The organism is Bacteriovorax stolpii, assembly GCF_002872415.1.
Lineage (GTDB): Bacteria > Bdellovibrionota > Bacteriovoracia > Bacteriovoracales > Bacteriovoracaceae > Bacteriovorax > Bacteriovorax stolpii.
Genome location: NZ_CP025704.1, coordinates 1,549,823 through 1,576,484, shown reverse-complemented (window position 1 = coordinate 1,576,484; position 26,662 = coordinate 1,549,823). Strand labels below are relative to the sequence as shown.

The 26,662-nt window shown below is 40.6% G+C and carries 31 protein-coding genes; 14 read left to right on the top strand and 17 right to left on the bottom strand.

Going from position 1 to position 26,662, the window contains the following annotated elements; genetic code table 11:
* The first annotated feature begins 13 nt into the window (after window positions 1-13).
* From C0V70_RS07845 to C0V70_RS07835, 3 genes are all read left to right on the top strand, one after another.
* Window positions 14-763 carry a succinate dehydrogenase/fumarate reductase iron-sulfur subunit gene (locus C0V70_RS07845; protein WP_102245469.1) on the top strand — a complete coding sequence of 250 codons (750 nt, stop codon included), beginning with the start codon at window positions 14-16 and terminating at the stop codon, window positions 761-763.
* A gap of 190 nt (window positions 764-953) precedes the next feature.
* A complete protein-coding gene (locus C0V70_RS07840) occupies window positions 954-3,254 on the top strand; it encodes a PEP/pyruvate-binding domain-containing protein (protein WP_158649617.1) in 2,301 nt (766 codons plus the stop codon).
* Window positions 3,229-4,779, top strand: a complete 1,551-nt coding sequence (locus tag C0V70_RS07835) for a PQQ-binding-like beta-propeller repeat protein (protein ID WP_102243311.1) — start codon at window positions 3,229-3,231, stop codon at window positions 4,777-4,779. The genes C0V70_RS07840 and C0V70_RS07835 overlap by 26 nt, the downstream gene beginning before the upstream one ends.
* A 6-nt stretch (window positions 4,780-4,785) precedes the next feature.
* On the opposite strand, the gene C0V70_RS07830 is transcribed toward C0V70_RS07835, so the two are convergent.
* Window positions 4,786-5,358, bottom strand: coding sequence for an HAD hydrolase-like protein (locus C0V70_RS07830; RefSeq protein ID WP_102243310.1), 573 nt, complete (start codon window positions 5,356-5,358; stop codon window positions 4,786-4,788).
* Window positions 5,359-5,535: 177 nt separating this feature from the next.
* Here C0V70_RS07830 and C0V70_RS07825 point away from each other — a divergent pair, with 177 nt between their 5' ends.
* From C0V70_RS07825 to C0V70_RS07810, 4 genes are all read left to right on the top strand, one after another.
* Entirely contained in the window at window positions 5,536-5,811 is a 276-nt protein-coding gene (locus C0V70_RS07825; RefSeq protein WP_102243309.1) for a hypothetical protein, read from the top strand.
* 37 nt (window positions 5,812-5,848) lie between these two features.
* Entirely contained in the window at window positions 5,849-6,943 is a 1,095-nt protein-coding gene (locus C0V70_RS07820) for a DUF2786 domain-containing protein (protein ID WP_158649616.1), read from the top strand.
* Window positions 6,944-7,034: 91 nt separating this feature from the next.
* Window positions 7,035-7,325, top strand: coding sequence for a hypothetical protein (locus C0V70_RS07815; RefSeq protein WP_102243307.1), 291 nt, complete (start codon window positions 7,035-7,037; stop codon window positions 7,323-7,325).
* A gap of 13 nt (window positions 7,326-7,338) precedes the next feature.
* Window positions 7,339-7,728, top strand: a complete 390-nt coding sequence (locus C0V70_RS07810) for a hypothetical protein (protein ID WP_102243306.1) — start codon at window positions 7,339-7,341, stop codon at window positions 7,726-7,728.
* Between the two features lie 15 nt (window positions 7,729-7,743).
* On the opposite strand, the gene C0V70_RS07805 is transcribed toward C0V70_RS07810, so the two are convergent.
* The 7 genes from C0V70_RS07805 to C0V70_RS07775 form a co-directional block, all read right to left on the bottom strand.
* Window positions 7,744-8,706 (bottom strand): FAD:protein FMN transferase, encoded by a 963-nt coding sequence (locus C0V70_RS07805; RefSeq protein WP_102243305.1) that lies wholly within the window; start codon window positions 8,704-8,706, stop codon window positions 7,744-7,746.
* Complete coding sequence (locus C0V70_RS07800; RefSeq protein ID WP_102243304.1) at window positions 8,703-9,131, bottom strand: TlpA family protein disulfide reductase; 429 nt, start codon at window positions 9,129-9,131, stop codon at window positions 8,703-8,705. The genes C0V70_RS07805 and C0V70_RS07800 overlap by 4 nt, the downstream gene beginning before the upstream one ends.
* 9 nt (window positions 9,132-9,140) lie before the next feature.
* A complete protein-coding gene (locus tag C0V70_RS07795; protein ID WP_102243303.1) occupies window positions 9,141-10,304 on the bottom strand; it encodes a DUF3570 domain-containing protein in 1,164 nt (387 codons plus the stop codon).
* Window positions 10,291-10,497, bottom strand: a complete 207-nt coding sequence (locus C0V70_RS07790; protein ID WP_102243302.1) for a DUF4266 domain-containing protein — start codon at window positions 10,495-10,497, stop codon at window positions 10,291-10,293. The genes C0V70_RS07795 and C0V70_RS07790 overlap by 14 nt, the downstream gene beginning before the upstream one ends.
* A gap of 75 nt (window positions 10,498-10,572) precedes the next feature.
* Complete coding sequence (locus C0V70_RS07785) at window positions 10,573-10,986, bottom strand: hypothetical protein (RefSeq protein ID WP_102243301.1); 414 nt, start codon at window positions 10,984-10,986, stop codon at window positions 10,573-10,575.
* A complete protein-coding gene (locus C0V70_RS07780; protein WP_102243300.1) occupies window positions 10,983-12,374 on the bottom strand; it encodes a C1 family peptidase in 1,392 nt (463 codons plus the stop codon). The genes C0V70_RS07785 and C0V70_RS07780 overlap by 4 nt, the downstream gene beginning before the upstream one ends.
* A gap of 41 nt (window positions 12,375-12,415) precedes the next feature.
* Entirely contained in the window at window positions 12,416-13,126 is a 711-nt protein-coding gene (locus C0V70_RS07775; protein WP_102243299.1) for a 7-carboxy-7-deazaguanine synthase QueE, read from the bottom strand.
* A 108-nt stretch (window positions 13,127-13,234) separates the two neighbouring features.
* Here C0V70_RS07775 and C0V70_RS07770 point away from each other — a divergent pair, with 108 nt between their 5' ends.
* The 3 genes from C0V70_RS07770 (at window position 13,235) to C0V70_RS07760 (ending at window position 14,760) form a co-directional block, all read left to right on the top strand.
* On the top strand, window positions 13,235-13,795 hold the full coding sequence (locus C0V70_RS07770; RefSeq protein ID WP_102243298.1) for a hypothetical protein: 561 nt from the start codon (window positions 13,235-13,237) through the stop codon (window positions 13,793-13,795).
* Entirely contained in the window at window positions 13,774-14,178 is a 405-nt protein-coding gene (locus C0V70_RS07765; protein ID WP_102243297.1) for a hypothetical protein, read from the top strand. The genes C0V70_RS07770 and C0V70_RS07765 overlap by 22 nt, the downstream gene beginning before the upstream one ends.
* 153 nt (window positions 14,179-14,331) lie before the next feature.
* Window positions 14,332-14,760, top strand: coding sequence for a TraR/DksA family transcriptional regulator (locus tag C0V70_RS07760; protein ID WP_102243296.1), 429 nt, complete (start codon window positions 14,332-14,334; stop codon window positions 14,758-14,760).
* Window positions 14,761-14,814: 54 nt separating this feature from the next.
* Here the strand turns inward: C0V70_RS07760 and C0V70_RS07755 are convergent, their stop codons facing one another.
* Entirely contained in the window at window positions 14,815-15,432 is a 618-nt protein-coding gene (locus C0V70_RS07755) for a hypothetical protein (RefSeq protein ID WP_102243295.1), read from the bottom strand.
* A 137-nt stretch (window positions 15,433-15,569) separates the two neighbouring features.
* Here C0V70_RS07755 and C0V70_RS07750 point away from each other — a divergent pair, with 137 nt between their 5' ends.
* The gene (locus tag C0V70_RS07750; protein ID WP_102243294.1) at window positions 15,570-15,977 is read left to right on the top strand and encodes a globin family protein; all 408 of its coding nucleotides are present in this window, start codon (window positions 15,570-15,572) and stop codon (window positions 15,975-15,977) included.
* Window positions 15,978-15,984: 7 nt separating this feature from the next.
* Here the strand turns inward: C0V70_RS07750 and C0V70_RS07745 are convergent, their stop codons facing one another.
* The 3 genes from C0V70_RS07745 to C0V70_RS07735 all read right to left on the bottom strand — a co-directional run bounded on the left by C0V70_RS07745 (window position 15,985) and on the right by C0V70_RS07735 (window position 19,164).
* On the bottom strand, window positions 15,985-16,455 hold the full coding sequence (locus C0V70_RS07745) for a hypothetical protein (protein WP_102243293.1): 471 nt from the start codon (window positions 16,453-16,455) through the stop codon (window positions 15,985-15,987).
* A complete protein-coding gene (locus C0V70_RS07740; RefSeq protein ID WP_158649615.1) occupies window positions 16,455-17,831 on the bottom strand; it encodes a DEAD/DEAH box helicase in 1,377 nt (458 codons plus the stop codon). The genes C0V70_RS07745 and C0V70_RS07740 overlap by 1 nt, the downstream gene beginning before the upstream one ends.
* Window positions 17,832-17,898: 67 nt before the next feature.
* Window positions 17,899-19,164: a hypothetical protein gene (locus C0V70_RS07735; RefSeq protein ID WP_102243291.1), complete on the bottom strand. Its 1,266-nt coding sequence runs from the start codon at window positions 19,162-19,164 to the stop codon at window positions 17,899-17,901.
* A gap of 156 nt (window positions 19,165-19,320) precedes the next feature.
* On the opposite strand from C0V70_RS07735, the gene C0V70_RS07730 reads away from it, so the two are divergent.
* From C0V70_RS07730 to C0V70_RS07720, 3 genes are all read left to right on the top strand, one after another.
* Complete coding sequence (locus tag C0V70_RS07730) at window positions 19,321-21,168, top strand: FHA domain-containing protein (protein ID WP_102243290.1); 1,848 nt, start codon at window positions 19,321-19,323, stop codon at window positions 21,166-21,168.
* Window positions 21,168-22,346 (top strand): tRNA guanosine(34) transglycosylase Tgt, encoded by a 1,179-nt coding sequence (gene tgt / locus C0V70_RS07725; protein ID WP_102243289.1) that lies wholly within the window; start codon window positions 21,168-21,170, stop codon window positions 22,344-22,346. Before C0V70_RS07730 ends, tgt begins: the two co-directional genes overlap by 1 nt.
* A 61-nt stretch (window positions 22,347-22,407) precedes the next feature.
* Window positions 22,408-23,553 carry a hypothetical protein gene (locus C0V70_RS07720; protein WP_102243288.1) on the top strand — a complete coding sequence of 382 codons (1,146 nt, stop codon included), beginning with the start codon at window positions 22,408-22,410 and terminating at the stop codon, window positions 23,551-23,553.
* A 23-nt stretch (window positions 23,554-23,576) separates the two neighbouring features.
* Here C0V70_RS07720 and C0V70_RS07715 read toward each other — a convergent pair whose 3' ends face one another.
* From C0V70_RS07715 to C0V70_RS07695, 5 genes are all read right to left on the bottom strand, one after another.
* Complete coding sequence (locus C0V70_RS07715; protein WP_102243287.1) at window positions 23,577-24,020, bottom strand: hypothetical protein; 444 nt, start codon at window positions 24,018-24,020, stop codon at window positions 23,577-23,579.
* A gap of 75 nt (window positions 24,021-24,095) precedes the next feature.
* Window positions 24,096-24,533: a hypothetical protein gene (locus tag C0V70_RS07710; RefSeq protein WP_102243286.1), complete on the bottom strand. Its 438-nt coding sequence runs from the start codon at window positions 24,531-24,533 to the stop codon at window positions 24,096-24,098.
* A 19-nt stretch (window positions 24,534-24,552) separates the two neighbouring features.
* Entirely contained in the window at window positions 24,553-25,194 is a 642-nt protein-coding gene (locus tag C0V70_RS07705; protein WP_102243285.1) for a PKD domain-containing protein, read from the bottom strand.
* A 104-nt stretch (window positions 25,195-25,298) separates the two neighbouring features.
* Entirely contained in the window at window positions 25,299-26,144 is an 846-nt protein-coding gene (locus C0V70_RS07700; RefSeq protein ID WP_102242961.1) for an IS3 family transposase, read from the bottom strand.
* Between the two features lie 20 nt (window positions 26,145-26,164).
* A complete protein-coding gene (locus tag C0V70_RS07695; RefSeq protein ID WP_102242960.1) occupies window positions 26,165-26,434 on the bottom strand; it encodes a transposase in 270 nt (89 codons plus the stop codon).
* Window positions 26,435-26,662 lie beyond the last annotated feature (228 nt).

Below are 26,662 nucleotides of genomic sequence, written 5' to 3'. Positions count from 1 at the left end.
TAGCACAGAAACAATGTCTCTGAAGTTAAAAATCTGGAGACAAAAAAATAGCAAAGATAAAGGACAAATGGTCGACTATAACCTGGATGGCGTCTCTCCTGATATGTCATTTTTGGAAATGCTAGACATCCTTAACAACAAACTGGTTCGCGAAAAAGGTGACCAGATCGCATTCGACCACGACTGCCGCGAAGGTATCTGTGGAATGTGTTCTCTTATGATCAACGGACAGGCCCACGGACCACAAGGTGGCGTAACAACTTGTCAGCTACACATGAGAAAATTCAAAAATGGTGATGAAATCGTTATCGAACCATGGAGAGCTAAGGCCTTCCCGGTTGTTAAAGATCTTATGGTTGATAGATCAGCTTTCGATCAAATCATGGCAGCTGGTGGATACGTTAACGTCAACACTGGAAACGCTCCAGATGGAAACTCAATCCTAATCGGTCACGAAGAAGCAGAACTAGCGATGGACGCTGCCGCTTGTATCGGTTGTGGTGCCTGTGTAGCAAGCTGTAAGAATGCTTCAGCAATGCTTTTTGTTGCTGCCAAAGTTTCTCAACTTGCTCTTCTTCCGCAAGGACAAGTTGAAGCTGAACATAGAGCTTTAGCTATGGTTGAAAAAATGGATGAGCTTGGGTTCGGAAACTGTACGAACGAAGCTGAGTGTGAAGCTCAATGTCCGAAGGGAATTAAGCTTGATAACATCGCACGTATGAATCGTGGTGTTGTTCAAGGGATTTTCGCTGCTAGGAAGTAACTCGACAAAACAGTCCAGTGGACTGTTTTGATTCTGCAGAATGGAATAAAAGCCGTCTTCGGTTTTTAAGAGTTCGAGTTACCAACCGATTAACTTCAAAAACATAAAGGCCCCGAAAGGGGCCTTTTTTGTTTAAAACCTAACCCCAATCATGTTTATTTAAATGATCCCACGCTATCGTCATTTACCTATGACGATATATTTTTTTAACGACATAAAAAAAGATCACTCCTTCCTTGGCGGCAAAGGCTTCACTCTAGGCCTGATGAAAAATGCCGGATTTCCTGTTCCAGATGGACTCATTCTAGACTCCCTTCCAGGTGAAAATGAAATGAATGAGATCTTTCAATGGTGGGATAAAAACAACAACCAAAAGCTTGCTGTCAGAAGCTCTGCCGTTGGTGAAGATTCAAGTGAGCAGAGTTTTGCCGGTCAAAACTCGACTTACCTCAACATAGAAAAAAAGAGTGAGCTGGAAGCCGCTATTAAAAATTGTTTTTCTTCCATCAATAAAAAATCCAGCGCACTTTACCGAGAGCACTTCCTGGGAAATTCCAAGGGAGTCATGAACGTCGTTCTGCAAGTCATGGTCGATCCACTCTACTCTGGAGTCTTTTTCAGTACTGACCCTCGAACTGGAGAAAAAGGCTGGATAGCAGAGTCTATTATGGGGCTTGGTGAAGACCTGGTTTCGGGCAAAAAAACACCAATGCATTTTGAAGAAAAACAAACGGGAATAAAAGCGCCCTTTGATATTGAAAATCTCGTTTCTACTGGGATGAAAGTCAGGGACCTATTTCAAGTTGAAATTGATATGGAATGGGCCATCGATAAAAACAATAATCTCTTCGTTCTTCAATCCAGACCCATTACCGCTCTTTCGGGAAAGTCAGAGACAAAAAGAATCGTAGAAGATGAAATAAAGAGATTAAAAACCCATTATAAAAAAGAGACAGTCTGGGATGGTGGCACTTTTGCAGAATGGAGTGGTCCTCCGAGTGAGTTAACCTTCAGTATCTGGAAAGAGGCCTTTTCAAAAGACCATGCCTTTTCAAAAGCACTCAAAAAATTAGGCTACATAGGCATAGAGCAAGAGATCGAAAATCCGGATCACTCTCTACTGGAGAGAATCTTTAACAAAGGTTATATCAATATTTCGATGCTCGCTCCTTTTTATTTTGGGCCAATTCCTTATCGTATGATTTTAAATAAATCTCACGAAAATAAACCCAAGCTTGTTTTTGATTTGAAACAAATGACCTTTAAAACCTTTATTCTGACTCCATTTACAATGTGGAGAATGCTTAAGGTTGGACTTCGCCTTTCAACCGAAAGAAATGTTTGGCTTAAAGAGTGCACCAAAGAAATGGTCGCTTTTAATGATAAGTGTTTTCGGGTTCAGGATGCCAATTTCTATAAAGAGTATTCGGATGACGAGCTATTAAAAACATTTAAAAATGAGGTCAGCGATTTTTACAATGCCCACCTGCTCTGGCCATTGCTTCTTGTGACTTTGATAGAGACAACTTCGCAAAATTTAAAAGCACTCTTAAAAGGTATTGATACAGATAAAAATATCGACCTTATGATCAATAAATGGATGGCCCAGGGTCTTCATACCGTAACAATGGATATGAACAATGAATACAAAGAAGCTCTAAGCGATAAAAACAAACAAATTTTTTTCCTAAAAAAATTTGGGCACCGAGGTCCCGGTGAATTAGAGCTCGCCAATCCACGCTGGAGTGAGCTGGCCGATAAGGCATTTTTTAAAAATATGCCAAAAACCCCCTCTAAGGAAAATTCACTTTCATACACAGTGGAAGCCGATATAGACGCTTTAAAAACTTATAAAAAAGAAATTATCAAAAAAGAATGGCTCCTCTTAAAAGAAATGCTGGAATTAAGAGAAAAGTGGAAAATGTTGCTTCTATCGCCTTATTCTCACATTCGTTTTATCGCGCTGGAAATCGCGAGAAGAAACCAACTAGGTGATTTAATTTTCTGGCACAGTTATAAAGAGATTGAAGACAGAAAATTCGATCTTTTTGTGGCAAGTAAACGCAAAACTCAATCAGAGCTTTGCAAAACGATCTCTCTTCCTACGATCGTTGAATTAGAAAAAATAGAAGAGGTTTTAAGTGGAAAAATCCCGAATAAGAGCAACATTATAAACGGGCTCGCTCTATCCCCTGGTCTTTCTTATGGTGAAGTTAGAGTCGTTATTGACCCGGATAATGCTGATACAGACTCATGGCCGGAGAACACCATCCTGGTTGCTGAGTCAACTGATCCTGGATGGACTGGGCTCTTTTTAAAATCTCAGGCCATCATCGTCAGCAATGGTGGAGTCCTCTCTCATTGCGCAATCGTTGCTCGCGAAATGAGTTTGCCGGCGGTAAGTGAAATTAAACAATGTCATCTCCTTTTAAAAGATGGAGATAAAGTATGGGTGGATGGAAATAATGGACGTATTACACTGGCTAATTAGCAATCATGAAGCTGCGACAAGAGGTTTAAGTCCTGCAATTATCCCTACGGTCCTCATCCCACTCACTGCTCTGATGGTGGCCATGAGCTCACTTGCCACTCTTGTTGCAGGCTGGTTTGGACTTAAATTAAAGGCTGAAGGCCCTAAGCAACTTCTTGAAGTTTTATTAAAAAAACGTGTCCTCATGTCCATGATTGCCTTAAATCTCTTGGGACTTGGAATTTATAAAAGTTTTATCTACATTAAAACTATGCCAAGTTTCATGACGACAATTAATTGGCAGTCTAACAAAAATGCCATTTCAAGCAATGAACAATACTCCGACAACCTTACACGCAAACACGATTACATTGGAAAAATAACAAACGCTGAAGCGACAGAATTAAAACTTCAAAAAGAGATTAAATTGCCAAAAGGATCATTCAGATCTGGCGCTCCCTCTAATCAATCCTTATTTTTTGGCAGCGATGATGGGTTTATTTATGAAGTTGCTCAAAACTCTTTAAAGGTTAATAGGAAATTCTTTATTGGGGCCAATGCGACAACGAGACCAATTATTTACCAAAAAAGACTCTACTCAGGTGAAGGAAATCACCTCACTCATCATGCACGCATTTATTCTTTTGACCTACAAACTGGTAAAGTTTTTAAAGTGTTTAAAACCAAAGGGCATACTGAAGGCCAACAGCTTATTACAAAATACCAGGATAAAGACATTATGCTTGCTCCGGCCGGGGCCGATGGACTTTATGCTATTGATCCTCTTACCATGAAGGAAATCTGGCATGTTAATGATGGGCATATAGATGCGACTGTTACAGTTGAAGATAATGTTGTCTTCTTAGGTACGGGGGTTGAAAAAGCAAAACTTTCCGATCGCAGCTACGCTGTGGCCCGCGATCTTTTAAGTTCAAAAATTATTTGGAAAAAAGAGTTGCCCTTATCCAACTGGATGCATCCTGTCGTTTCGAAAAACAATGTTTGTTACACTCTGGGAGAAATTTATACTCCTTCAACTGTTGGGCTTCTTTATTGCTTAGATAAAAAAACAGGAGAGCCTCATTTCTCAATTCCCTTCAATGCACCTATCGCCTCTCTTCCCTATTATATTTTTTCAAGTGATTCAAATGAAGAATATGTTTTCCTGGCCACTATGGCCGGTGAAGTTTGCGGTGTGAGCTTAAATAAAAAAGAAAAAATATGGTGTAAAAATACGGCCAAAGATATTTCAAAAAGTGCAGACCTCTATGCACTTTCCAGTCTTGAATATGACTCAAAAAGAGGAATTCTCTGGTACCCCTCTCCCGACAATGGCATTTTTGGTTTTTCTGTCACAGAAGGAAAAGAAGTTGCCAGATGGACACCTGGACAAAACGAGACTCCGTGGTCTGAGCACTATGCTTCCGTCAATATTGAAGGAGATAAACTCTACCACATTGATATAGACGGGCATTTAAGAATGCTTCAATTGAGTTCTGGCCGAAGTTCCAGCAAAGAGCACTCGAGTGCTCTTGCTGGAAAATAAGTGCCTCTACTCTAAGCATTCTTGGTCATATTCCCGTTTATAATTTTGGGCCATAAAGCTTTTTACTTCCATCACTGGAATTAAAGAATCTTCTTTTTGGGCCTCATAAAGTTTTGCGGCCATTCCACTATTTTTAGCTGCCACAATTTCTTTGGGACTCTCTCCCACATACAATGATGGGCAACCCTCCGCCATATTAATTGCCTTCAAGAAAAGAGTTGGAGCTGGTTTCATTTCTTCATTTTTTAAAGGCAAAAGAATCTGGTCATAATCACTCCAATCAAAAGCATGTTGGTCGTCCCAGCCGCTTGAGATCACTTCTTTGAGTCTCGCGAGTTTTTGTTCATAATCGAGCCCCCATTCTTCAGGAATGTTAGAGATAATCCCAATTTTAAATCCTTCACGTTTTAAATCCTCAATGTACTCTTTTGCTCCTTTCATATATTTAATATGCTTCATATCACTGGTATTAACGATCGTGTCCCCGAGGTCGAGATACACCCAAGGTTTCTTATCTCCAGCGTAAGATTTAAAAGCAAAAAGACTCATAAAAAGCACAAATTTTGACATCCCTTTCATAGCAGTACCCTCCATAACTAAATTATGGGCCTGTCCTTTAAAGAAATATCTGATTTAGAGCATCTATAATCATGACTGTTTAAAGTTTTCACGGCCTGCTCTTTTTTACATTGTTTAAGGTTTTTAGTTGGGTCATCGCCTAATATAGGTAAAAGACACATAGCTCTGGAGACTATTATGAAAATTGCGATTACATTGTTTGCTTTAACCCTATCTTTTGGTGCCTTTGCTGGCCCTGTACCTTGTAAATCAGAGGCCTACACTGCTATTTACGAGCGCTATACTCATGATGCTCCTGACGCGATTGTTTCTCTCACATCTAAATATAAACCCTATGTTTCTGGTGACGAGGCCATTTTTGTCGTTACAGTAAGCGATTTAGAATCGGGACAATCAACACTTATGTCGGCCATTATGGATGCCAAAACTTGTAAGGTTAAGGCCGTAAATTAATTATTGATCTTTAATGCCCCATAATGGAATATGGGGCATGTTCTTATACTCCGACACCATCAAAGCTTTCATCTCCCGCGTCCGCGAAGACGTGCGCGATATTGTAAACAATGAAATGTCGCTAAAAATGGACCGCAGCCGCGTCCTTCATAAAGGCATCCTCTACCCACTTAATATTATCGTTTTTGAAGATAACTCGAGACTAGGTTATTTCGATTCGAGAACCTATGAGCTGGGACTTTCGAAAAAACTTATGTACACGGCCCACGACCGCGTTTTAAAAAATGTCATCCGCCACGAGCTGGCCCACTTTTGGGCCTACATTATTCATGGGCCACAAGTCATGCATGGTGAAGAGTTCAAAGCGATCTGCCGCAGTTTTAACTGGGACACAGATGTCGAGCGCGCCTACTCTAACGTACAAATTGAAAACGATAAGATTGAAGGCGACCTTAAAACGCAAAAGTTGTTAGAGCGCCTAAAAAAGCTTCTCGCTTTATCTAGCAGTGATAACCCTCACGAAAGAGAACTTGCCACTCTAAAGGCCAATCAGCTCCTTTTAGAGCACAACCTGGATATGACCCGCACTCAGAGTAAAGAAGATGAGACGGTTTATGTAAAACGCGTATTGGAAGCTTCCCGCAAGCAAACGAAACACGTGGCAATCTATGAAATCCTAAAAACCTTTTTCGTCTCTCCCGTTTTTAACCACGGCAGAGGGATTTTTTACCTGGAAGTTATCGGCGATAAGACCAGTGTCGAGTTGGCCGAGTACGTCGCTCATTTCTTAGACCACGAACTGGAAGCTATGTGGAAAGATGTGAAAAAGAAAAACCCGACTTTTAAAAGCATTGCCGCTAAAAACTCTTTCATGCGTGGAGTTTCTAAAGGTTATGTAGAAAAGATTGAAGACCAGAAGAAAAAATCGGCGCAGAGTTTTGAGCTCGCTCTCATCGAAAAAAACCTGGCCCATAAACTTCATACTGTTTACTCACGCATCGGGCACTCTTCAATGAGCGCCGGCACCCATCATTCAGGGGCCAATGCCGCAGGGATTGAGTCGGGTCGAAACCTCTCGATTAAACCGGGGATTTCTGCCGGTAAATCAGGAAAAACACTACTTCTGTCTTAAGTTTTTACACCCCTGTAGAATCTATTCAATCCCCTTAATTTCCCTCCTTTTTTAGCTACAATTAAGCAAACTATTTTTTGAGGTTTAGCTTATGAAGGCACTATTTGTTTTAACTCTTCTTTTATCTGCCAGTGCGGCCCACGCCATTTCAGATGAAAAACTAATCACTAAATGTGCACCTGTGGCCTACTTGAAAATTTTAGGTCGCTCTAAAGAATTAAAATGTCCTTTAATCAAAGACACCTTTGCTGCCATTAATATCGATAACAGAACACTTAATCCGTACAAGTATGTTATGTACCAGGCAGACACTGAGTGCCAGGACGTTCCAACAATTACCGCCATTACTCAATACAGCGCCACTAAAAAAGATTGTTACTAATAACGGAGACATTATGAAAAAGATTTTAGCGACAACCCTTCTTGTTTCTTTTCTTTCGACTTCTGTGATGGCCGGAGAATTTGTCAGAAAACATGGTGAAGCTTTGGGAATGAGCTATATTGGCGCTTCTATTTTCCTGGGAGTTTATGCAACCACAGGTCCGGCAGTTGGTATGGTGGTTGGTGTCTCGACACTGGCGAGTGTAACGAAAAAAGAAATTGAGGCGAGCAAAAGAGAAGCTGCCAAAATGTTACTAAATGATCTTCAAGATTATTATCAGAGTGGTTCATTGACTGCATCTCTGGCGACATCGGTTGCAAAATTAAAAGAAACTGATGTCGAACTTTCAGAGGCGGAAGCGCTGGATATTTTACAAGAAGCTGCCGAGTCTATTTTAAATTAAAACTTCAGGCCCTGCTTAAAGTGCAGGGCCTTTCACTTCCATTCCAAAATGCTTAAGTGCAACTTCAGAAAGATAACTCTTTCCTTCCTTGCAAAAAACCAGTCCAAAAAGTTGTCGTTTATTCAGATACTCTATGCCCTCTTTTTTTGAAAGATTCATCAAAATAGTCGCTGTGGTATCCGCAGTGATAGCATTATCAGCAAGCACTGTACTACCTATAATTTCCCGGGCCGACATCCCCGTTTGCGGATGAATAATGTGATTGTTAAAACGGTCTCCACCGACATTGTGGACATAACCACCAGATGAGGCAACGGCGCCATTATGCAGTTGAATCACTCCCACTGCTTTTTTTGGGTCCGATGAAAGAGGATTGCGGATGCCAATTCTCCACGAGCGCGGAGCCGTCAGTTCTGCGGCCACTCGGATATCACCAGAGCCATTGATATAAAAATTAACCAGGCCGCGTTTCTTAAAAAGGTCATACACTCTATCAACAGCATAACCTTTACCGATTCCTCCAAGCCCGATTCTCATTTGAGACAAAGGAAGGAAGATCGTTTTCTTTTTTTCATCTAGCTTAATGAGGCGGTAATCAATGTATTTCAAATGTTCTTTAATAAAATCTTCGCTTAGGACTTTTCCTTCATCTTTATGCGCTCTCCACCAGTGCCCGATAGAAGCAAAGCTGATATCAAAAACACCGTTAGAGTTTTCTGAAACCTCAAGTGATTTTTTAACGAGTCCTAAAGTCTCCTCATCAATATCAACATGCCCCACTCCGGCCATGGAGTTGATACGACTAAAATAGCTTTCTTTGAAGTCTGTAAACTTCTCTTCAATTCTTTTGACTTCCTGATAGGCTTCCTCAAAAAGAGCGTAAACATCTTCCCGGGATAAAAATGACTGAGGAAAGCACAAGAATTGAAACTCTCCCCCCATCACTTGATAAGTTTTTTGGCAAGTCACCTGATTCATAGGCTTGTTGGCGGAACGACATCGCGATAAATAATGTTCATGTCCTTATCCACCACGATTGTCACCGGCAATGAATCGACTCCCAGGCCTTTAGAAAAAGAGCGGTCTTCATCCTTTAACATGGTATAACTGAACTTATATTTTCGTTGAAAACGCTCAATCAGATTGTCTTTTTCTCCGGCATTCACAGAAACAAAAGTCACGCTATCTGAGTATTTTTCTTTTAAGGCTTCCAGTTTTGGCAATTCATGAATGCACGATGTGCACCAAGTGGCCCAAAAATTAAGCAGGACTTTTTTCTTCTTCACTTCTTCCTGTAAATGAAATTTTTCGCTCTTTTGATGTATAGGAAGAGTGAAATCCTTCATCTTTTCCGCTTGAGCATTTAGAGAAAAAAGCAATAGAGCTGCTATTAACACTTTCATTATGACTCCTTAAAATGAAACACTCAATGACGTTTGTAAATAAGCATACGAAAGCCCGGTGTTTCTTTTTCCATAAGTCGCCCCTGTCGCCCATTCAGAGTCGGCCAGGTTCATTCCAAACACCTTTAAATCTCCCAAGAGATGCGAGTACATAACTGAAGGCTCTAATGAAGTAAACTTACTCATATCAGAATCACTCGTCATAAATCGCTCTTGTGTCCCGAAGCCATCTTTATAATAATCCACGGCCGTTTGAGAATGCACTCTCATGGCAAACTCTAAGAAGTCCTGGTCATCACGCAAAGAAAACAAATAAGCAGCGCGAGCAGTGTGTGCCCTTGATCCCCAGTCATCAAAGTAATTGCGGTAACTCACATGAAAGGACATCTCTTCACCAACAGCATGCACCCATTTAGCAGAAAAGGCCGTTCTCTCTCTTCTTCCCGGAAGCGCTTCGAGTTCACGAGTCCCATTGATATTGACTGTTCCTGCCGTTGACTCAAGTCGCCCTTGTGAATTAGCGTAAGTCGCATCAAATTCAACAATGTCACTTCTCGTTAGGATTTGTGATCCTCCTAAACTAATGGCATAAATATCGCGGTCGTGTTTTTTGTTCATCACCGCACTTTGTGGTGGTGTGATATCCTGGAAAAGGCCCACAGTATCGGCGTAGTACTGCAGCCCAAGTCCGATAGTGAAGTTGTCATTCTTAAATGAATGAGCGTAATCCAATGAGATATTTTTTGAAGTGTAGTCATACTCGCTGGAGAATCCAAGATTCATTCCATAAGTGGCCTTCCCTGATTCTCTGCGAACTCCAATATTGGGAGCGACGCGCGCCTGCCCTTTTTTCCCCTCACCACTGGCCCCGGTATTTCCATCTAAAATAGTGTCGGATTCAGCAGTCCATGTATCGAGAACGAAGCTGGCGTTGATTTCAGTGTCTTCAGTAATCTGATGTTTGACAAAAATTTGCGGTTCAATCACTCGAACATCTTCATTGCCCGAGTTATCCAAAACCTGCTTTCCTGTCTTGCTATTTTGTGAGTAGAAGTTAAAGAGTGTTTTAACTTTAGTTTTTCCTTTCACCATCATTTCAGCAAAAGCGTTAGAAAGACCTACAATAAAAATAAGCAGCGATAAAAAGAAGCGCTGAAGCTTAGTTGCACCCACAACCACCTCCTACTGCTTTTCCTCCACCGATGGCCCCTTCTCTAAAGGCCCTTACTTCGTCCTGAAAGACTGTCTCTTCTGGATGAGGATCAAGTTGCATAATTCTTTTAGCAAGCAAACCGCGATCTATCTGATCGACGTTCGCACAAGACGTCAGAGCACTCAGCAATGACAAGATGATAAGCACGCGCATGAAAAACTCCCTTTTTTCTTTTCCATTCTATTGTTGGCCTGGAAAAGACAAAAGACAATCCATCAAAACAATTTTTTACTTAATATAAGGCTTCCACTCTCGTGTCAGGTAAGAAATCTCAACAAAGTCGATTTTGCCAAACAAGCAGCGCTCAGCACTTTGCCAAAGACCATCCGTAGAGAATGAAAACTCAAAAATCTGCGGCACTCCACCAAGCTCTTGGCAAAGCTTAAACCCAGGTGAGCCAATGTTTGAGCGGTAATCTTTAATGACTAGTTCACTCTTATATTTCTTTAGGATGTCACATTTATCGTTTGCACAGCTTGCAGAAAGATAAAAAAGCATATTATCAGGTGTCTTTTTCTGACAGAGCTCAGTTTTTTCATAAACAGGTTTTTTATCGAAGATGTAGCGGATACTGGCCTTCTTACAAACCCCGGCCATGGCCTCAAACGAAAATAGACTCAGCAAAATAAACAACACTTTCATTTTAAGTATGTCACTCCGAGAATAGATTGCTTAAGCTTAGAATCAGACACCCAAAAATGGCCACTGTAACGACAGCCTTCGCTGTCACAATTTTTATGGCAACTCAAACCTTCTCCTTCATTTTGATCGCAATTTTTCCCCCAACTATTACGCAGAAGATATTCGCAGGCGCCTGTCTCGGGATTTGTTCTTCTTCCTACCACGATTGAGCCGTGGTCTCCGGCACCATTTTCACCATTAACTTTGTTATAGTCATAGCCCACACCGATGATCTCACCTTTTGAAATTTGATCATCAATAGTTTTCATCAGTACATCTGCTGAGTAGCGCGAGGTATACTGACTGACAACTTCAGCGCGGTAGCCTTTGAAGCTCAGCTCTTTACATTGATTGTCGTATAAGGCTTCGACTAATTTTTTTGCCCCAAAACGGTTGGTGTGATTGCGGATAAAATTAACATCGACACCAGGAAAGGCACTCTTGATATCGCTTCCGAAACAATTACTGGTCAGGTCCTGCTCAATTCTTTTTTCTCTGGCAGAACTCAAAAGATTATTTAAAAAATCGCTATAGTTGCTATCTGTGCAAAACTTAAAATCGTTAGAAGGCAAGTCATCCTCTAAACACAGACCATTCTTCTTAGCGAGATAATTATCAATACTCCGTTTAATATCTCCACCCTTGGCCGATTCACGAGTCTTGATATCCTGTTCGATTTCTTGTCCGGAATTGTATAAACTCACCGCCGAAATTCTTTTTTTCAAGCGGTAACTTAAAAGATCAGCTGCCGTGTAGGCGTAACACCACCCGACTGTGTCCTGATTCCTAACATTGTCTAAGTTCACAGCTTCATTTTGATTAATTTTATCTGCACACTTTCCGCCGCTAATAACTGGCTTTACCACTGTTTCATTTTTTTTCGGAGGAACGACAATGTCTTCGTAGACTTTGTTATTGACAACGACTTTACCAGCAGGCTGGTTGAAGACATCTTCAAAGTCATATTTGTATTTTTTACTTTTTCCTGTGAGAAAATCGTACTCGCTCGAAAGGTCCTTTCCACTTTCTTCTTTTATCCCAAGCTTCATGTACTTCTGAATAGTCTCAATGCGCTTTTCTTTAACACTTTGTCGAATATCATTTGTTTCAAGAATGGCATTTGCAGAACACTCTTGTCCGGCAATTTGCGATTTAAACTGAGAATAGATTCCTGAGAAGGCCCTCACATCATCGTAGGCCATTAAACGTTTGCTGGTATAAGCTTCTGAAGCGACTTGAAATTCTAAAACGGCATCGTCACAAACATCGGCACGAGCCTCTGAGAGGACGACGATGAAAGCGCAAAGAATATAGACTAAGACCCTCGTGGTCTCTCTTAGGTTTGCCATCTCAACAATTATAGCTGAGGGAGAAATTTTTTAAACTTGTTTTACACTAATTTTTGATCTGGCCCAAAGACCCATTTGTGCTGTTGACCGATCACGCGGAAAAATCCGCCGTTTTCTTCATTCCAGCTTAAGACATTTTGGAAGCGCTCCATTGGGAATTTCTCTCCCAGGTTATAACAAGGAGTCAGAACCCATGGAAAAGAAAGAGAGCTTTCTGTTGTTGCCAAAGATTTGAAGGCATCGAGAGTCGATTCAAAATCCACTCTATCAGCGATAACTGATTTTAACTGAAACTTCGCTCCGTACTGAGCGTTCATTTTTTGAATGTTCTTAAGGGGAGTTTTTACCCCTGTTGAAGGCGTTTTATAGTCAAAACTGATATAGTCAACTAAGTCAAAAATCTCATCAACTACACGTGTTCCGGCCGCTTCAATATTCACGTAATACTTTCTTTCTTTAAGCGCTTTAACTAATGCTAAAACATGAGGCACATGACTCGGGTGAAGTGGATCTCCCCCCGTGATCGAAACGTTTTTAATCGTCCCGTTAAAGCCTTCAGCGTGAACTCTTGCTAGAATCTCTTCCAGGTCGATTCCCGCTTCTTTATCGAAGTCCCATGTGTCCTTTGAATCACAGTTCAAACACCCTACCGTACAGCCCTGATAGCGAACGAAGATTTGCGGGCGTCCTAAAAAGACTCCTTCTCCTTCGGTAGCGCGGTAAATAGAATTTATGAGGTGATTTCCATTCATATGTAATTTGTCTTTTTACAGGGGGGGCCTATAGGCGTCAAATGATACCTTTGGGAGTAAGTACTTTTTTCAGCCTCTCCCCCTAAATTAGTGATAAAATACGTATATATGAACCAAAAATATCAAGAATTATACCGAGATACTATTGAGAAACTACGCCAGGGGCACCGCCCTCAGATCAAGCTCACCCCAGAGCTCCTGGCCGACCTTAAAGGCGAATGGGAGAAAATCCTCGCTGAAGGAACTGACAAGGCCCTTCAAAGTGAGACGCTAAAGAAAATTCTCTGCATCCTGGATAACTCACAAAATACGACTGCTGAGTTTAATGAACTCTTCATTAAGACCCTTAAAAATATCAAAGACCACGAACTCATCGTCTACGCTTTATCGGCTTCACAAAAGCACGTGGTCGCTGAAAGTTTAAAAACTGGAACGATGATTTCTTTTGAATATTTTGAAGTGTTAAAAAATTTAATCAAAGACAAAAACCCTGAAGTCAAAGAATGGGCCCTAAGAACCATTGAGTCTCTTGGACCAATGAGTTTGCGTTTAAAGAATGAAGTGCTGGCCGCCAAACCAGGGCTGATGAAACTTTTTGATAAACACCAAAAAGCGAGTTCTCAAATCATTGAGTATCTCGAAAACGAATGGAAGCGAATGAAGTTATGAGCCGCTATAACGACGAAGAAGTTAGAAAGTTCTTACAAAAACATCACGATCCACAATCGCAGCTGGAGAAGTTAAAAACATACACCAACGCTGCGACCACTCCCCTTTTTGAAACTGATTACCACGAAACTTATAAGGTCAATATCATCCCGGATAAAGCTGTCGCGCCTGCGATGTTCATTCCAGATAAACTCGATCCAAAAAAATTCCGCGCGCATCCAACGACAATTCGTGCGATGAGAAAAGATCTCTTTATGGGTGGAGAAGACTTTGTTGACTTAGAGTGTCTCATCACTTGCGCATCATGCAAGACAGAAGTCGACCTGCAATTCTGGCACTTTTGCCCATACTGCGAAGCCTCTTTTCCAAGCGGAATCAAATAAATTCTATCAAAGATGTTAAGCTTTGTTAGATTTTAGTAATTTACTAGATTACTCCCCTATCTGTATCTTCAATTTCCAGAATACTGTTCTTTTAAATGTTTGCCGCCGCAAAAAATCATTGAGGATAAATGCGGTTATTTTTCAGGAGTAAGAATGAAAAGAGAGAATGCTTATCTGTCAGACAAACAAATTGCTATTTTAAAAGATAAACTATTATCGGAAAAAGAACGCATCGCGAATAAGAAACTTGAGCAAGAATCATATCAGCTTGATAGAAACGAGCTGTCTGATCCTCTTGATGAAGCAAGTGTTAACACACAAACTTCTCACGACATTCGTTTCATTAACCGCGAAAACTTCTACCTAAAGAAGATCAATAAATCTCTGGATGCTATGAACCGCGGGACTTACGGTCTATGCGAAGAGTGTGATGCTGAGATTGGATTTGAAAGATTAAATGCTCGCCTTACAGCTGAACTTTGTATCGCTTGTAAAGAAGAAGCAGAAATGGCAGAAAACAACAATTTCTTCGACAAAAAATCGAAATCTCTTGGGCGTGCTCTTCACGACACTACAAGATAAGAAACACACAAAACAATTATTCTTTTAAGGATGCGACTCTTTTGGGTCGCATTTTTATTTTAGCGGGGCCGCTTCGCCCACTGGATGCTGATAGAAATTAAGTTCGACGTATTTGAGATTGTGTTTTTTTAATTCATCCATCGCCGCGTACTCTTTCCCATGAAACTCATCTTTTAAAACAACTTTCATCGTTGTCCCGGAAATGACAGAGACAGATTTTATCATGCTATGGAATTGTTCTGATTCAAGTAACTGCTTTTGATCAATTGATTTTAAACCAACAATCAACTCTCCCCACTTGTAACCATCACACAACTCATTTTTTGTTTGCTCTAATCCACCCATTGACCTGATTTGCAACTTTCCTTTATTCAGTTTTAACCACAAACAGATGGGACGATTGTTAAATTCAGACTTCACAACTAGGCTTGATCCATACCCTCCACAGTGCAGAGTGAGATCACTGGTTAAGGCCTTCTCTCTTTTTTTCCCGTAAAGCAATTCTTCAACCTGATACTCGACTTCATCGCGAGTGATGAGAATGGATTCTCTGTCGTTAAAGCTCGCGATCCTTAAAGCATCACCTTGCTCATACCAACAAGCTCCATCAGAAAGCGACTGCACGCTCACGTCTTCCGCCATTACAGAAGCCGCTATCATGAGTCCGATCATAAATTTGGTGAAATGGGATAGGCCCATCACAACAATCCTCTTAAAGGGTTTACTTTACCAATCCTATCGGTTACTCATGAAATAAGTTTACTTTTTTAGTCTGATAATGAATTTTAAGGGTTTAGGGCCACTTTTTTATGCGTGAACTGATCTATATCGTAGTGGAAGCTTTCTACAAAAAGGCCGTCTATGACGTCTTAATTGGCTATCATTTCGAGAAATTCAGGCAGCCAGAAGAGCTTGAAAGCCATTTACAGAGGATTGCGACTTTCTGGGAAATGCAACTCACAGGAGCGATCACAAGGCCTTTAGAAGGCCCGCAATTCAGGCTGATGATGACACACTTTCAACTGGGGCTTAAGCGCGGTGAAATTGGAAGGTGGGTAGTTTTATTTCATCAGACGTTGGATGAATTAGAGCAACAATTCAAAGAACAAGCACCACCCGAAGAGCTTGCAGAAATCCAATTAATCACCAGTGAATGGAAAAAGAGAATCGCTTTTTTCAAAGAGCGTTTTGAAGCTAACCCGCAAATGTTCAACTAGAAAAACTTTAGTGACCGGCAGGTGCCTGGCCGTGACCTTCACCGTGACCATGCTCTTCTTTAGGAATATTCACAGGCGTTCTTTGAACTCTGCGCTTTGGATTGGCCGCATGGAACTTAACAATCACTAAATCTTCTAAGATTGGCTCCCCTTCAACTTTATCAAAAAGCCAATTGCGAGAGTAATACTGATTAAGTCTTAGAGCTTCCTCACGGGCCTGTTTTTCAGTTTCAAATTCAACCACAGCAAAACTTAAGCGCTGATAGACCATAGGCCTAGAATTGACTCTATTAACTCCTGGTGCGTATTCTTCAAACTTAATGGCATTGGCCGCATCTTTGTCTCCGGCCGCCCCAGTCGTATCTAGGATAAGATTAAATTCTTCCAGCGTGTATTTCAAATCAGGCGCTTCTTTCTTTTTGGAACAGCCAAAAAATATGAAGGCACTTAAAAATAAAACCGCTAGTTTCAATTTCATTATCTTGATGATCTCGTCGTTTTTTTCGCCGCAGGTTTCCCCGTGCGCTTATAGCGAGGAGTGTTGGCATTCTTAACAGTCTTAGCGTGGCGTTTTTCACCTGGTTTTTTCTTAGTGAAAACTTTCTTTTTAAGCTCATCAAGCTGCTTTTTCTTTTTATCAAGCTTCGTCTCAACAGCTTTTGCCTTAATCGCTTTAACCGCAGAGAATTTTTTCTCATCAAAGGCCGTTAAACGAATCGCCGATTGGTTTTTAATCGCTTCGTTAATACGCGTGATGATGTTCATATCTTTTGGCGTCACCAGGTTGTAAGCAAAACCTTCGGCCTGTCTTCTTCCTACGCGACCGCAACGGTGAATGTAGTACACAGCTTCAAATGGAAGATCGAAGTTCATAACCCATACCAGGTCATCAATATCCATTCCGCGGGCAGTGATGTCTGTTGAAATCAGCACTCCACCCTCTTTCAAGAATTGATCGTAAGCTTTTTTCCTCGCCTTCGCTTCCATTTCCCCATGGAGAGCATGAAACTTCATCTTTGGGAATTTTTCCGGTAGCTGAGAGTAAAGCGAGTTGACCGTATCGTGCTTGTTAACGAAGATAATCCCGCGACCTTGGGCCTGATTCTTTAAAAAGGCTTCAGTCATTTTCAGTTTTTCATCGTCTTTTAGGTAAATATTAAATGTGCGCACTGACTGAGTCAGTTTGTTTTTGTCCTCGCTGTTGTAGCTAGCAAAATCAATCTCTGAAAAGATTGTACGGCAGAATTCATCAAGGCTTGATGAGTGAGTCGCACTAAAAAGCCCCACGTGCACTAAAGTGTCATCACAAGACTTGTAGATATTTTCCAGGTCGCGACGAAAGCCCATTTCTAAAAGCTGGTCTGCTTCGTCCATGATCAGGTAGTTTGTTTCTTTAAGGTTTAGTTCTTTTCTTTTAAGAGCGTTACTTAAGCGCCCTGGAGTCGCGATTAAAATATCGATGTTGTCGCGTGAAAGAAGATGGTTTGCTTTAGCAGCTTCCCCACCGGCCAGCATACGCACACGAAGCTTAACATGGTGAGAGACTGATTTAAAAACTTTCTGCAACTGAAGAGCAAGCTCTCTTGTTGGAGCCAAGATAACAGCGCGAGGTTTCCCTTTTGTTTCTTTCGGGTCCCCGACCATTCCATCTTCTTCGGCCGTTTTTAAAAGCTCACAAATCGGAAGAGCAAAACACAGAGTTTTTCCTGAACCAGTTTTAGCGATAACGTTAACTGATTTGCCCTTGATGAAATCAGGAATAACTAAAGATTGAATGCGCGTAGGCTCTTTAAGTTTATTTTCAGTGGTAAAAGCAAGGACTGTAGGATGTGAAAGGATTTTTTCGAAACTCATGATTGGACTCATCTGATATGTGGTAAGCTAGTTAATTTAAAACCAGCTTACCACGACTAACAGACTATTAAAAGAAAATGCGGAAATCGATTGAGTGAAGCGCTGTGAGTTTTACGTCCCCATCAGTGTCCTTAAGCGGCTTTTTAAGAGAGTATTCAAGCTGCATTAACCATAATTTCATTCGTGGAGTCAGGGTTAAATATTGTTTGTCTACCATGCCGCGGAATTCCAGCCCCAGGCGGTCTCCCCAGACGTGGGCCCCTACACTCGTACCGGCGTACATACCATCAGCAAATCCGTAACCTGACCTCTTGTGGACCCCGACAAAAGGTTGAAGAGAAAGAGCGCTTAAACGGTATCTTGCATCAGCATGGAAACGGATTAATGGATCGTAGTCATACATGTGGGCCTTTGAGCCTTCTTTTGCGTCACCAAGTTTTGTGATTTTTAACTCTTCAATCCCCAGAAATGTAGAGTAATTTGTGTTTCTGTACCCTAAACGGTAGTCCAATTGAACTGTCGTTTCAGTGTTCATTTTATCAGGAGTATCAATTGAATCTCCTTTTGCGATCTGAGTCCCTGTTACGAATTGGTACAGGTCAGCTCTCCCCATCCCATAAAGGTTGAAGTTACCAAAAAAGTGCTCGCCATAAGTGTAATCGTTAAAAAAACCTGCTTTTGCATCGGCCTTTGCAAAAAGAGTCATTGTCGGGTTATTCCCTACGTTTGGAACAATATATTTTCCAGTTGGCAGGTTATCACAATAGAGCCTTGCCGCTGTGTTGGCCGTCGTGCGGGCAATACAGATTGTCTTAATATCGTTTCCTTGCTCTGAGACGAGGTCTAGATTCAGAATGATTGTTTGTAATTCTGCCGGTACGTCATCTTGAAACAGGTCAATAAGATCCTGGTTCGTTACTTTTTGGCTTCTGATACCGATATTTGCTCCGACATCAACGAAAACGCGTAAGTTCGGTGTAACCTTTACATCCCATGCAGTAAATGAAGGCAGCGGAGTCCCCAGAGCAACATTGAGCTTTATTGTCTGCTCGGTTTTATCGTATTTTGTCAGGATGCGGTTAGCTTCATCAATTTTCTCCTGATCAGTCCCCTGAAACTTTGAAGCCTTGTCGATATCGTCAATAACGTCTTGAACGTTTTTATTGGCAGTTGCTCCGATATCAAAGAAAAAATCGTGGCCGATTGGTCTTAGCATTGCTTCAGTTTTTAATTTATCGTCAATGATCTTATAGCGTTCAACAACGTCATAAGCTTGGGCCGAAATCGATCCGGCAACCAGGGTTCCTAGGGCAAGAGCTCTGATAGGTTTCATTCAAATCTTCCTTGATTATTCATGATGCGCAAAATTGTTATTAGTCTCCATCGTAGTGGGTGCCAAAAAATTGTAAAGTGGATTATGCCCGAGTAAGCCCGTCCGATTATCTTTTGATTGTTAAAGTCCGATATTTTTTGCGATAATTATTTCACTATGACCCAAGAAAAAAACCAATTCCGCCTCGATGTCCGCCTAGATAATAAGCCTCCGATGAAAATCGATGTCGTCGACACCATCACCGTAGGCCTTGACCCTCGTTGCGATTTGGTTTTATCTGGAGCAAAAATTAAGAATCGCCACCTGGAATTTATTGCGAAAGGGGAAAATCTTGCACTCGTTTATCTGGGAAATACGAACCAGACTTTTTTAAACTCCCTTCCTCTCGAGGAAGGCAAAACTTATTTACTAGAAATTGATGACCGCATTCAACTTTCAGGTGCTGAAATTATTGTCCGCTCTGAAGTCGTTCTCGTTCATGCAAGCCAGAGAGTGAAGCCCATTGTCTTTAATTCTCTCGAGGATCTTACTCCTGAGTCTATTCCAGAAAAGATCGTCTACGCCGACAACCCGACGGGCTCAATGAGACGAGAAGTGCACGTCAGACCAAATGTCATCGACAGCATTGAAGGCCACTCCGTCATTAACTTATGGGTCGTCAAACTCTCTTCTCTTGTTTTTGATTTTTTTATCACTTATCTGGTGCTGGCGATTTTACTTCCCATCATCTTTGCCCAAGACTACGCCATGGTGATTATCGATTATCTTGCCGCTGTCATCTTCCCTCTTAAGACCCATTCATTTTTTAAATTTTTCATTGCCTGGTACTTATTAAGTTTTGCCCAGACATTAGTGCTTGGAACAACTATCGGCCAGTTCCTACTTGGTCTTCGCCATAAAGGCGAAAACAAATTCGGCAAATTGATTTTCTTTCGCTTAAAAACATTTTTATTTTCTCTCTTTCTTATTCCAGCACAAAACTCACTAAGCCAGAATTATTTTTTTAAGGGAGTGAGAAAAGTTGGGGTTTTCATTGTCCTACTTTTTATTATCTTCTCTCCTTTTTTCCTCCCTTCCCCTTACAACCTACCGATTACTCCCATGGCCGATGAGGTGAGCACGCACAAAGAATTGCGCACTAGAAGTATTTTTAGTTTCTCTAAGGACCTGCAAGTCAATCTCAACGCTGAACTCTCTCCCCGCTACATGCTTCTTCCTTACATTGGAGAAGAATCGAAAAAAAGGGCCTTCCAGCTTTTTGATCTAAAGACCAACACCAGCGTGGTGGTTAAAGAAGTAAGAGACTTTCTCTACAACGACCTCGATGATCAAATGGAGTACGCCAACCCACTTTATAAAACATTTCACCGCCTCCCTTTTAGTGAACTCACAACGAGAGAAAAAAAGGAAATGATTGGAGTGGCCTTAATGTCTTCACCGGGCCAGGTAAAATCATTATTCTTAAACTTCGGTCCCTTCTTTGGAAGTGCCACTCTCATCAAGGCCCGCTTGATGGAAGGAATCAGCACCAATGAGGCCACACTTAAATTCTATGCCCCGCAATCCCCAATGTTTTTTATTGGCAGCACTGGCATCGACTACTATTACGTCTTCACGCCAATGGGGATCAAGTGCTTTAGCATCGATTCACCTAATAAAGGCGCTTTATCCGCCATTTTTGAGGAACAGATCTGGAGCAAGCTTCTTTCTGAATCAGAAAACACCGTAGTCTTAAACCGCCAAGCAGTGGATCTCCTTTTGGCCCAAGACTCTTTTTTACACGGTGACGAACAAACCTTTTTGACTTATTACGTCGGAGTTGCTAATAACCTCTCTAACGCAAGGATAGTACACGCAGAAATGGACCTGACCGACAGAGCGAAACGAGCTGTCATCAAGAATATCGATGCCGTCATGAAATCTGTGACCAACAAAAACGTTCACAAGTCCTTCGCCGACATTAAAAACCAACTCACACCAATGGAAAATCCTGGAGACAAATGATGAGTGCTGATAAACCAAGAATTCAAGACCAAGTCAAAGAACACTTCAAATTCAAACTAGAGCACGTCGATAAACACTCAAAGGCCCGCGCCGGTGTAATCACGACTCCACACGGAGACATCCCAACTCCCGTTTTCATGCCCGTAGGAACTCACGGAGCGATTAAAGCGCTTCAGCCGCAAGTTCTCGAAGACATGGACACAAAAATTATTCTCTCAAACACTTACCACCTTCACTTAACTCCAGGTTCAGACCTGGTGAAAAAAGCTGGTGGACTTCATAAGTTTATGAACTGGCCTCGCCCAATACTCACGGACTCGGGAGGATTCCAGGTTTTCTCTCTTCAAAAGAAATCAATTAAAGAAGAAGGCGCAGAATTTAAAGACCAAAAAGGACAAAAAATTCTTCTTTCTCCTGAGACATCAATCACGATTCAACAGAACCTTGGTTCTGACATCATGATGGCCTTCGACGAATGTATTCCTTATCCAGCAACTCGCGAGTACACAAAAAACTCAATGGATAGAACTCACCGTTGGCTTGATCGTTGTATTGAAACTTGGAACAATCCAAAGCAAGCGCTTTTTGGAATCATCCAAGGATCAACTTACAATGACCTTCGTAAAGAGTGTGTTGACGAACTAGTTAAACGCGACCTTCCTGGATACGCCATCGGTGGTGTATCAGTTGGTGAAGGTGCCGAGTGGATGGAAAAGATCGTAAGCTTCACAGCTCCTCTTATGCCAGTTGATAAACCTCGCTACGCTATGGGTATCGGTAACCCGGAAGATTTAATCATGTTATGGGAAAACGGAATTGATATGAGTGACTGTATCATTCCTACTAAGTTTGCCCGTGGAGGAACTCTGTTTACTTCTCGTGGGAAGATCAGAATCCGTCACAGAAACTACCGCCGTGACTTTTATCCAATTGACCATAGCTGTTCTTGTTACACTTGTAAGAATTTCTCTCGTGCTTATATTAAGCACCTTTTTGATTCAAACGAGATCTTAGGGCAGGTTCTAGCAACGACTCACAATATTGCTTATTACAAGTCGCTTGCTGAGGGTGCTCGAAAAGCGATCCTCGAAGACCGTTTCCTGGATTTCAAAAAAGAGTTCTTCGCTAACTACAAAAAAGACGATTCAAAAGATGATGATATGGGTGGAGAGGATTAGTCCTCTCCCCTTTTTTTAACCTTTCCATAATCTTCCCACAATTGGCCGTTAAGATTGGCCAATGAAAAGACAAACGATTTCCTCTGATTCTAATTTAGACCTTCTGATGCTTGGAGGACTTAGCATTGCCGTCTGGCTTGTGATGGTCGTCTTTTCCACTTTTCGAGGTGAATCGGAACTTCTCAACTCTCGTTTTCTGCAAATTCCAATTGTCTTTGCCTGGCTTTCATTTTTTTGTAACTTTCCGCACTTTATGGTTTCGTACAAGATTGCTTATTCAAAGAAGAAATCTTTTATTTTTGATAATTGGTTTCAACTGATCTTTGTTCCTATTGGCCTCATTGCACTTTACTTATGCGCCTATTTCTTTTTCAATCACAACATTGGCCATTCCGCTTTTGTTCTAAAGATAAATGAGTTTTTTTCTTTCGCGCATTCAAGCTATCGCGTAGGAGAAAATGCGACGTTCGGCGTGGAAATGCTCATTCTCTCTGTTCGTTTGATGTATATCCTGGTTGGGTGGCATTATGCTAAACAAGTTTATGGATGCATTCTCATTACGCTTCGAATGGATCAGGTTCAGCTTAAAGAGATTGATCGCAATCTTCTAAAATACACTTTGTTTTCAATCGCAGTTTATAATTTTTTCTTTTCATCTATTCCAGTAGGAGATGCGCCATCGACTTCGTATTTTTATAATTTGCCGATTGATGCGATGGGGTTTAGTTCTGAGTTTATTTTTTATTCGAAGGGTTTAAGTATTTTGATGTCGCTGAAACTTCCGGTTTATTTTTATTTGAAATACAAAGAGGCCATCAGAAGTTTAGTTCCCGTTCGAGCGATTGTTGTTTACCTGGCCTTTATTGTTTGGTGGCTTCCGCCTGTGAGGCAGATGGAGTACTCACTCTATGCTATTCCATTTTTTCATTCGCTTCAGTATTTGTTATTTGCTTCGAAGATTGAAGGGCATCACAAGATGGCGTTTAAGAATCATTTGATTCAGGTTTTCCTTTTGGTACTGGCCGGGCTCTTGTTTTTTGAAACAGTGCCGAATTATTTGGATATTTCGCTTGGGACGGTGACGGGGTTAGGGACAATCTTTTTTTATATTGCGTTTCCGGTGTTTATTAATATTCATCATTTTTTTATTGATAGTTGTATTTGGAGAGGGAGTAACAATCAAGCAAAAGAGAAAATTTATGAGTAATTCCTCTTCTGCTAAAAATGAAATCAATCATTATTTTTTAAAGTATGTAATAAAGGATGCCCAGCTGGAGCATATTTTGTAACTAAAGAATTAAACGAGCCCTTTGTCGCAAAAAAAATAGGAATCACATGATCTTTTTTGAATCCATCACAAGACAAAGAAACTTCTTGATAAAGATTAAAGTAATTACTCCTAACTTTCACTTGAACTTCAGTCCAAGGTGCAAAATACTTATCATCAGAAATAATTACAATATCGTTCTCCGAGAAGTATACCCCATGCTCTTCATTGTTTATTCTACGAGTAAAATAGAGGACCATTAGAGGTAGGATGATCAACATCCCCCCTCCACTTAGTAAGATATAAGGTAAAGGGGTTTTAGTAAAAATCAAAAATAAATTAAATATCACTACCCAAACAAATGATAAGATCATCATCTTTAGCTCACTAACAATCATTTTTTCCAAATTTCGAGATCCTTTGTTATATTCTAAAGATGATGATATGGGTGGGGAGGATTAGTTCTCCTCTCCCCCTTCCTTTTAATTTTTCTTTGGAAAAGAATGAGTTGAAGGCGCATATTTTTTTACTAAAAAGTAGAACGACTTACTATTAAACAACGAGATGTCGTATTTATATATTTGTCGCTTCTCTTTCTCTAGTGAGAATATAATCCTTTTACAGTAAAAAGGGATAAGAATTTTATACTCAATCTGCAGCATTGCCCAAGGATAGTGGTATTCTTCATCTCCATCAAAAATAGTTATCTCATTCTTGGAAAAGTAAACACCATTTTTACTTTTCTTGTTAAAAAACCAAAGTCTACCGACAATAATTGGCATAACAATAAAAGTTACAGATGTTGTCATTGCTACAATCTTTAAAAGATTATTTGAAGAAGAGACTACAGCGCTAGCGACAACGCTTACCAAGACAATTATTATCATAGCTCTTAATAAGTCATACTTTACTTTTTCCATTTTTTAGCTCCAAAAAAAACTATGGGAACAAATTACCAACTGAGCAATTATAGAATACCATCCACGGTTTTACACCATTACCAGTAGGTAGATATTCTAAATCATTAGCATAACAAGTACCATCCCCTTCAAATATGTATACATACTTAAATCCTATATAGTTTGTGGGGTTATAATAGATATTGTAAATCGAGAGATCATCTGAACCTCCGGTGTAAAAATAAATCCGATCTTCCACATAAGCTGTCGATTTCTTTTCATAGAGCATTACAGATGAGGAGTTATACATTTTAACACTTACTTCATAATTTCCAGGAGATGAATATCTATGCAAAGTTGTAGGTGTTGATGTATTAACAACTGGTGAATTGTCCCCAAAGTCCCATTCGTAACGCTGGATTACACTTGAATCAAAATCATGATCAAAAAACTGTACAAGTCCTCTAATATCTCGATTCCCATAGTTAAAAGTTAAATATGGCTCTTGGGCATGTATAAACATATCCACTTCCACGGTGCGATCAATCCCAATATCTTTGTTTTTGTATTTAAACCTTACTTTAACAGCTTGAGAATGATAAAAATTTAAATTCAATTTGATTGTATTGTCATCTTTTATGATACTATTAATATTTACATTAACTCCCTCTACAATTTTCACATCTTCATTCTTAATATACTTAGGGTTCAGGCTTGATGTCCATGACCCTGTTGGAAACTTAATTTTCGGTAATTTCTCTAAAATCTGTGACCTGACCCCAAACGCTAGACTACTTTTAATCTCACATCCTGATCAAAACCGTTTATCTTTTTCATTTCAAATTGCCTAGTAAATTCTTCCGGAGTCAGACCATTCAAAGAGCTATGAGGTCTGAAATTATTGTATTCCTTTCTCCATGTTTCAATTAAAATCTTTGCTTCTTCGATCGTTTGGAACCAATGCTGATTCAAACATTGTGCTCTAAATTTCCCGTTGAACGATTCTATGAACGCATTTTGAGTAGGCTTTCCTGGCTCGATAAAATGCAGCTTCACATTGTTCTTCATCGCCCATAACCCCAAATCTTTTCCCGCAAACTCTGGCCCGTTATCTACAAAAATGACTTCTGGTAACCCAATTTTAATTTTTAAAGTATCAAGCGCTCTTGCAACCTCAGCTCCTGTCATTGTCACTCCGACGTTTATCATTGGGCAATTCTTAGAAAACTGATCAATGATTGTGAGGCACTTAATTTTTCTCCCACTGAAACATCTGTCATGGACAAAATCCATCGACCACGTTTTTAAAGGAGCTTCTGGAGGAACTTGAACAACTCTTAAATGTCTCGCTCTCTTATTTTTCTTTTTTAAACGAAGAGAGAGCTTCTCTTCTTTGTAAATTCTCTCAGTTCGCTTATGATTTATAACAAGTTCTTCTCTTTTGGTGATCTCATGTAAAGTTCTAAGCCCAAAACCTGGATGCTTTTCTGCAAGCTCTTTTAAACGCGCTCTAAGCTTGATTTCAGCAACGTCTTCAACCTCTTTGTAGTAGAAGGTTGCTTTCTGAAGATCAAGGATTCTGCAGGCCCTAGAGCAGCTCATCCTGTAGCTGTCTCTTATGTAGCTCACCATTGTGCGCTTTATTTTGGGGCCTACCACTTTTTTGAGTTAATATCCTTCAAAATCAAATTATCAAGAGAGAGATTGGCCACAAGACGTTTGAGTTTTGCATTCTCAGCTTCAAGCTCTTTCATTTTTTTAAGCTCGGCCACTTCAACGCCGTTGTATTTTCTTTTCCAAGCATAGTAGGTCACTGTGGTGATGCCGTGTTTGCGACAGACTTCTTGAACAGTTGAATTACCCGACTTGGCCTCTTGGAGAATATGGACGATTTTTTCTTCGCTGAACTTTGATTTTTTCATTTTTTTACCCTCTACATGTTAAAGTTTAACAGAGTGTAAGGTTTTGAATAGTCCAGATTTTCGGGGTCAGGTCATTAGTTCCCGTTCGAGCGATTGTTGTTTACCTGGCCTTTATTGTTTGGTGGCTTCCACCAGTGAGACAGATGGAGTATTCACTCTATGCTATTCCGTTTTTTCATTCGCTTCAGTATTTGTTGTTTGCTTCGAAAATTGAAGGGCATCATCAAA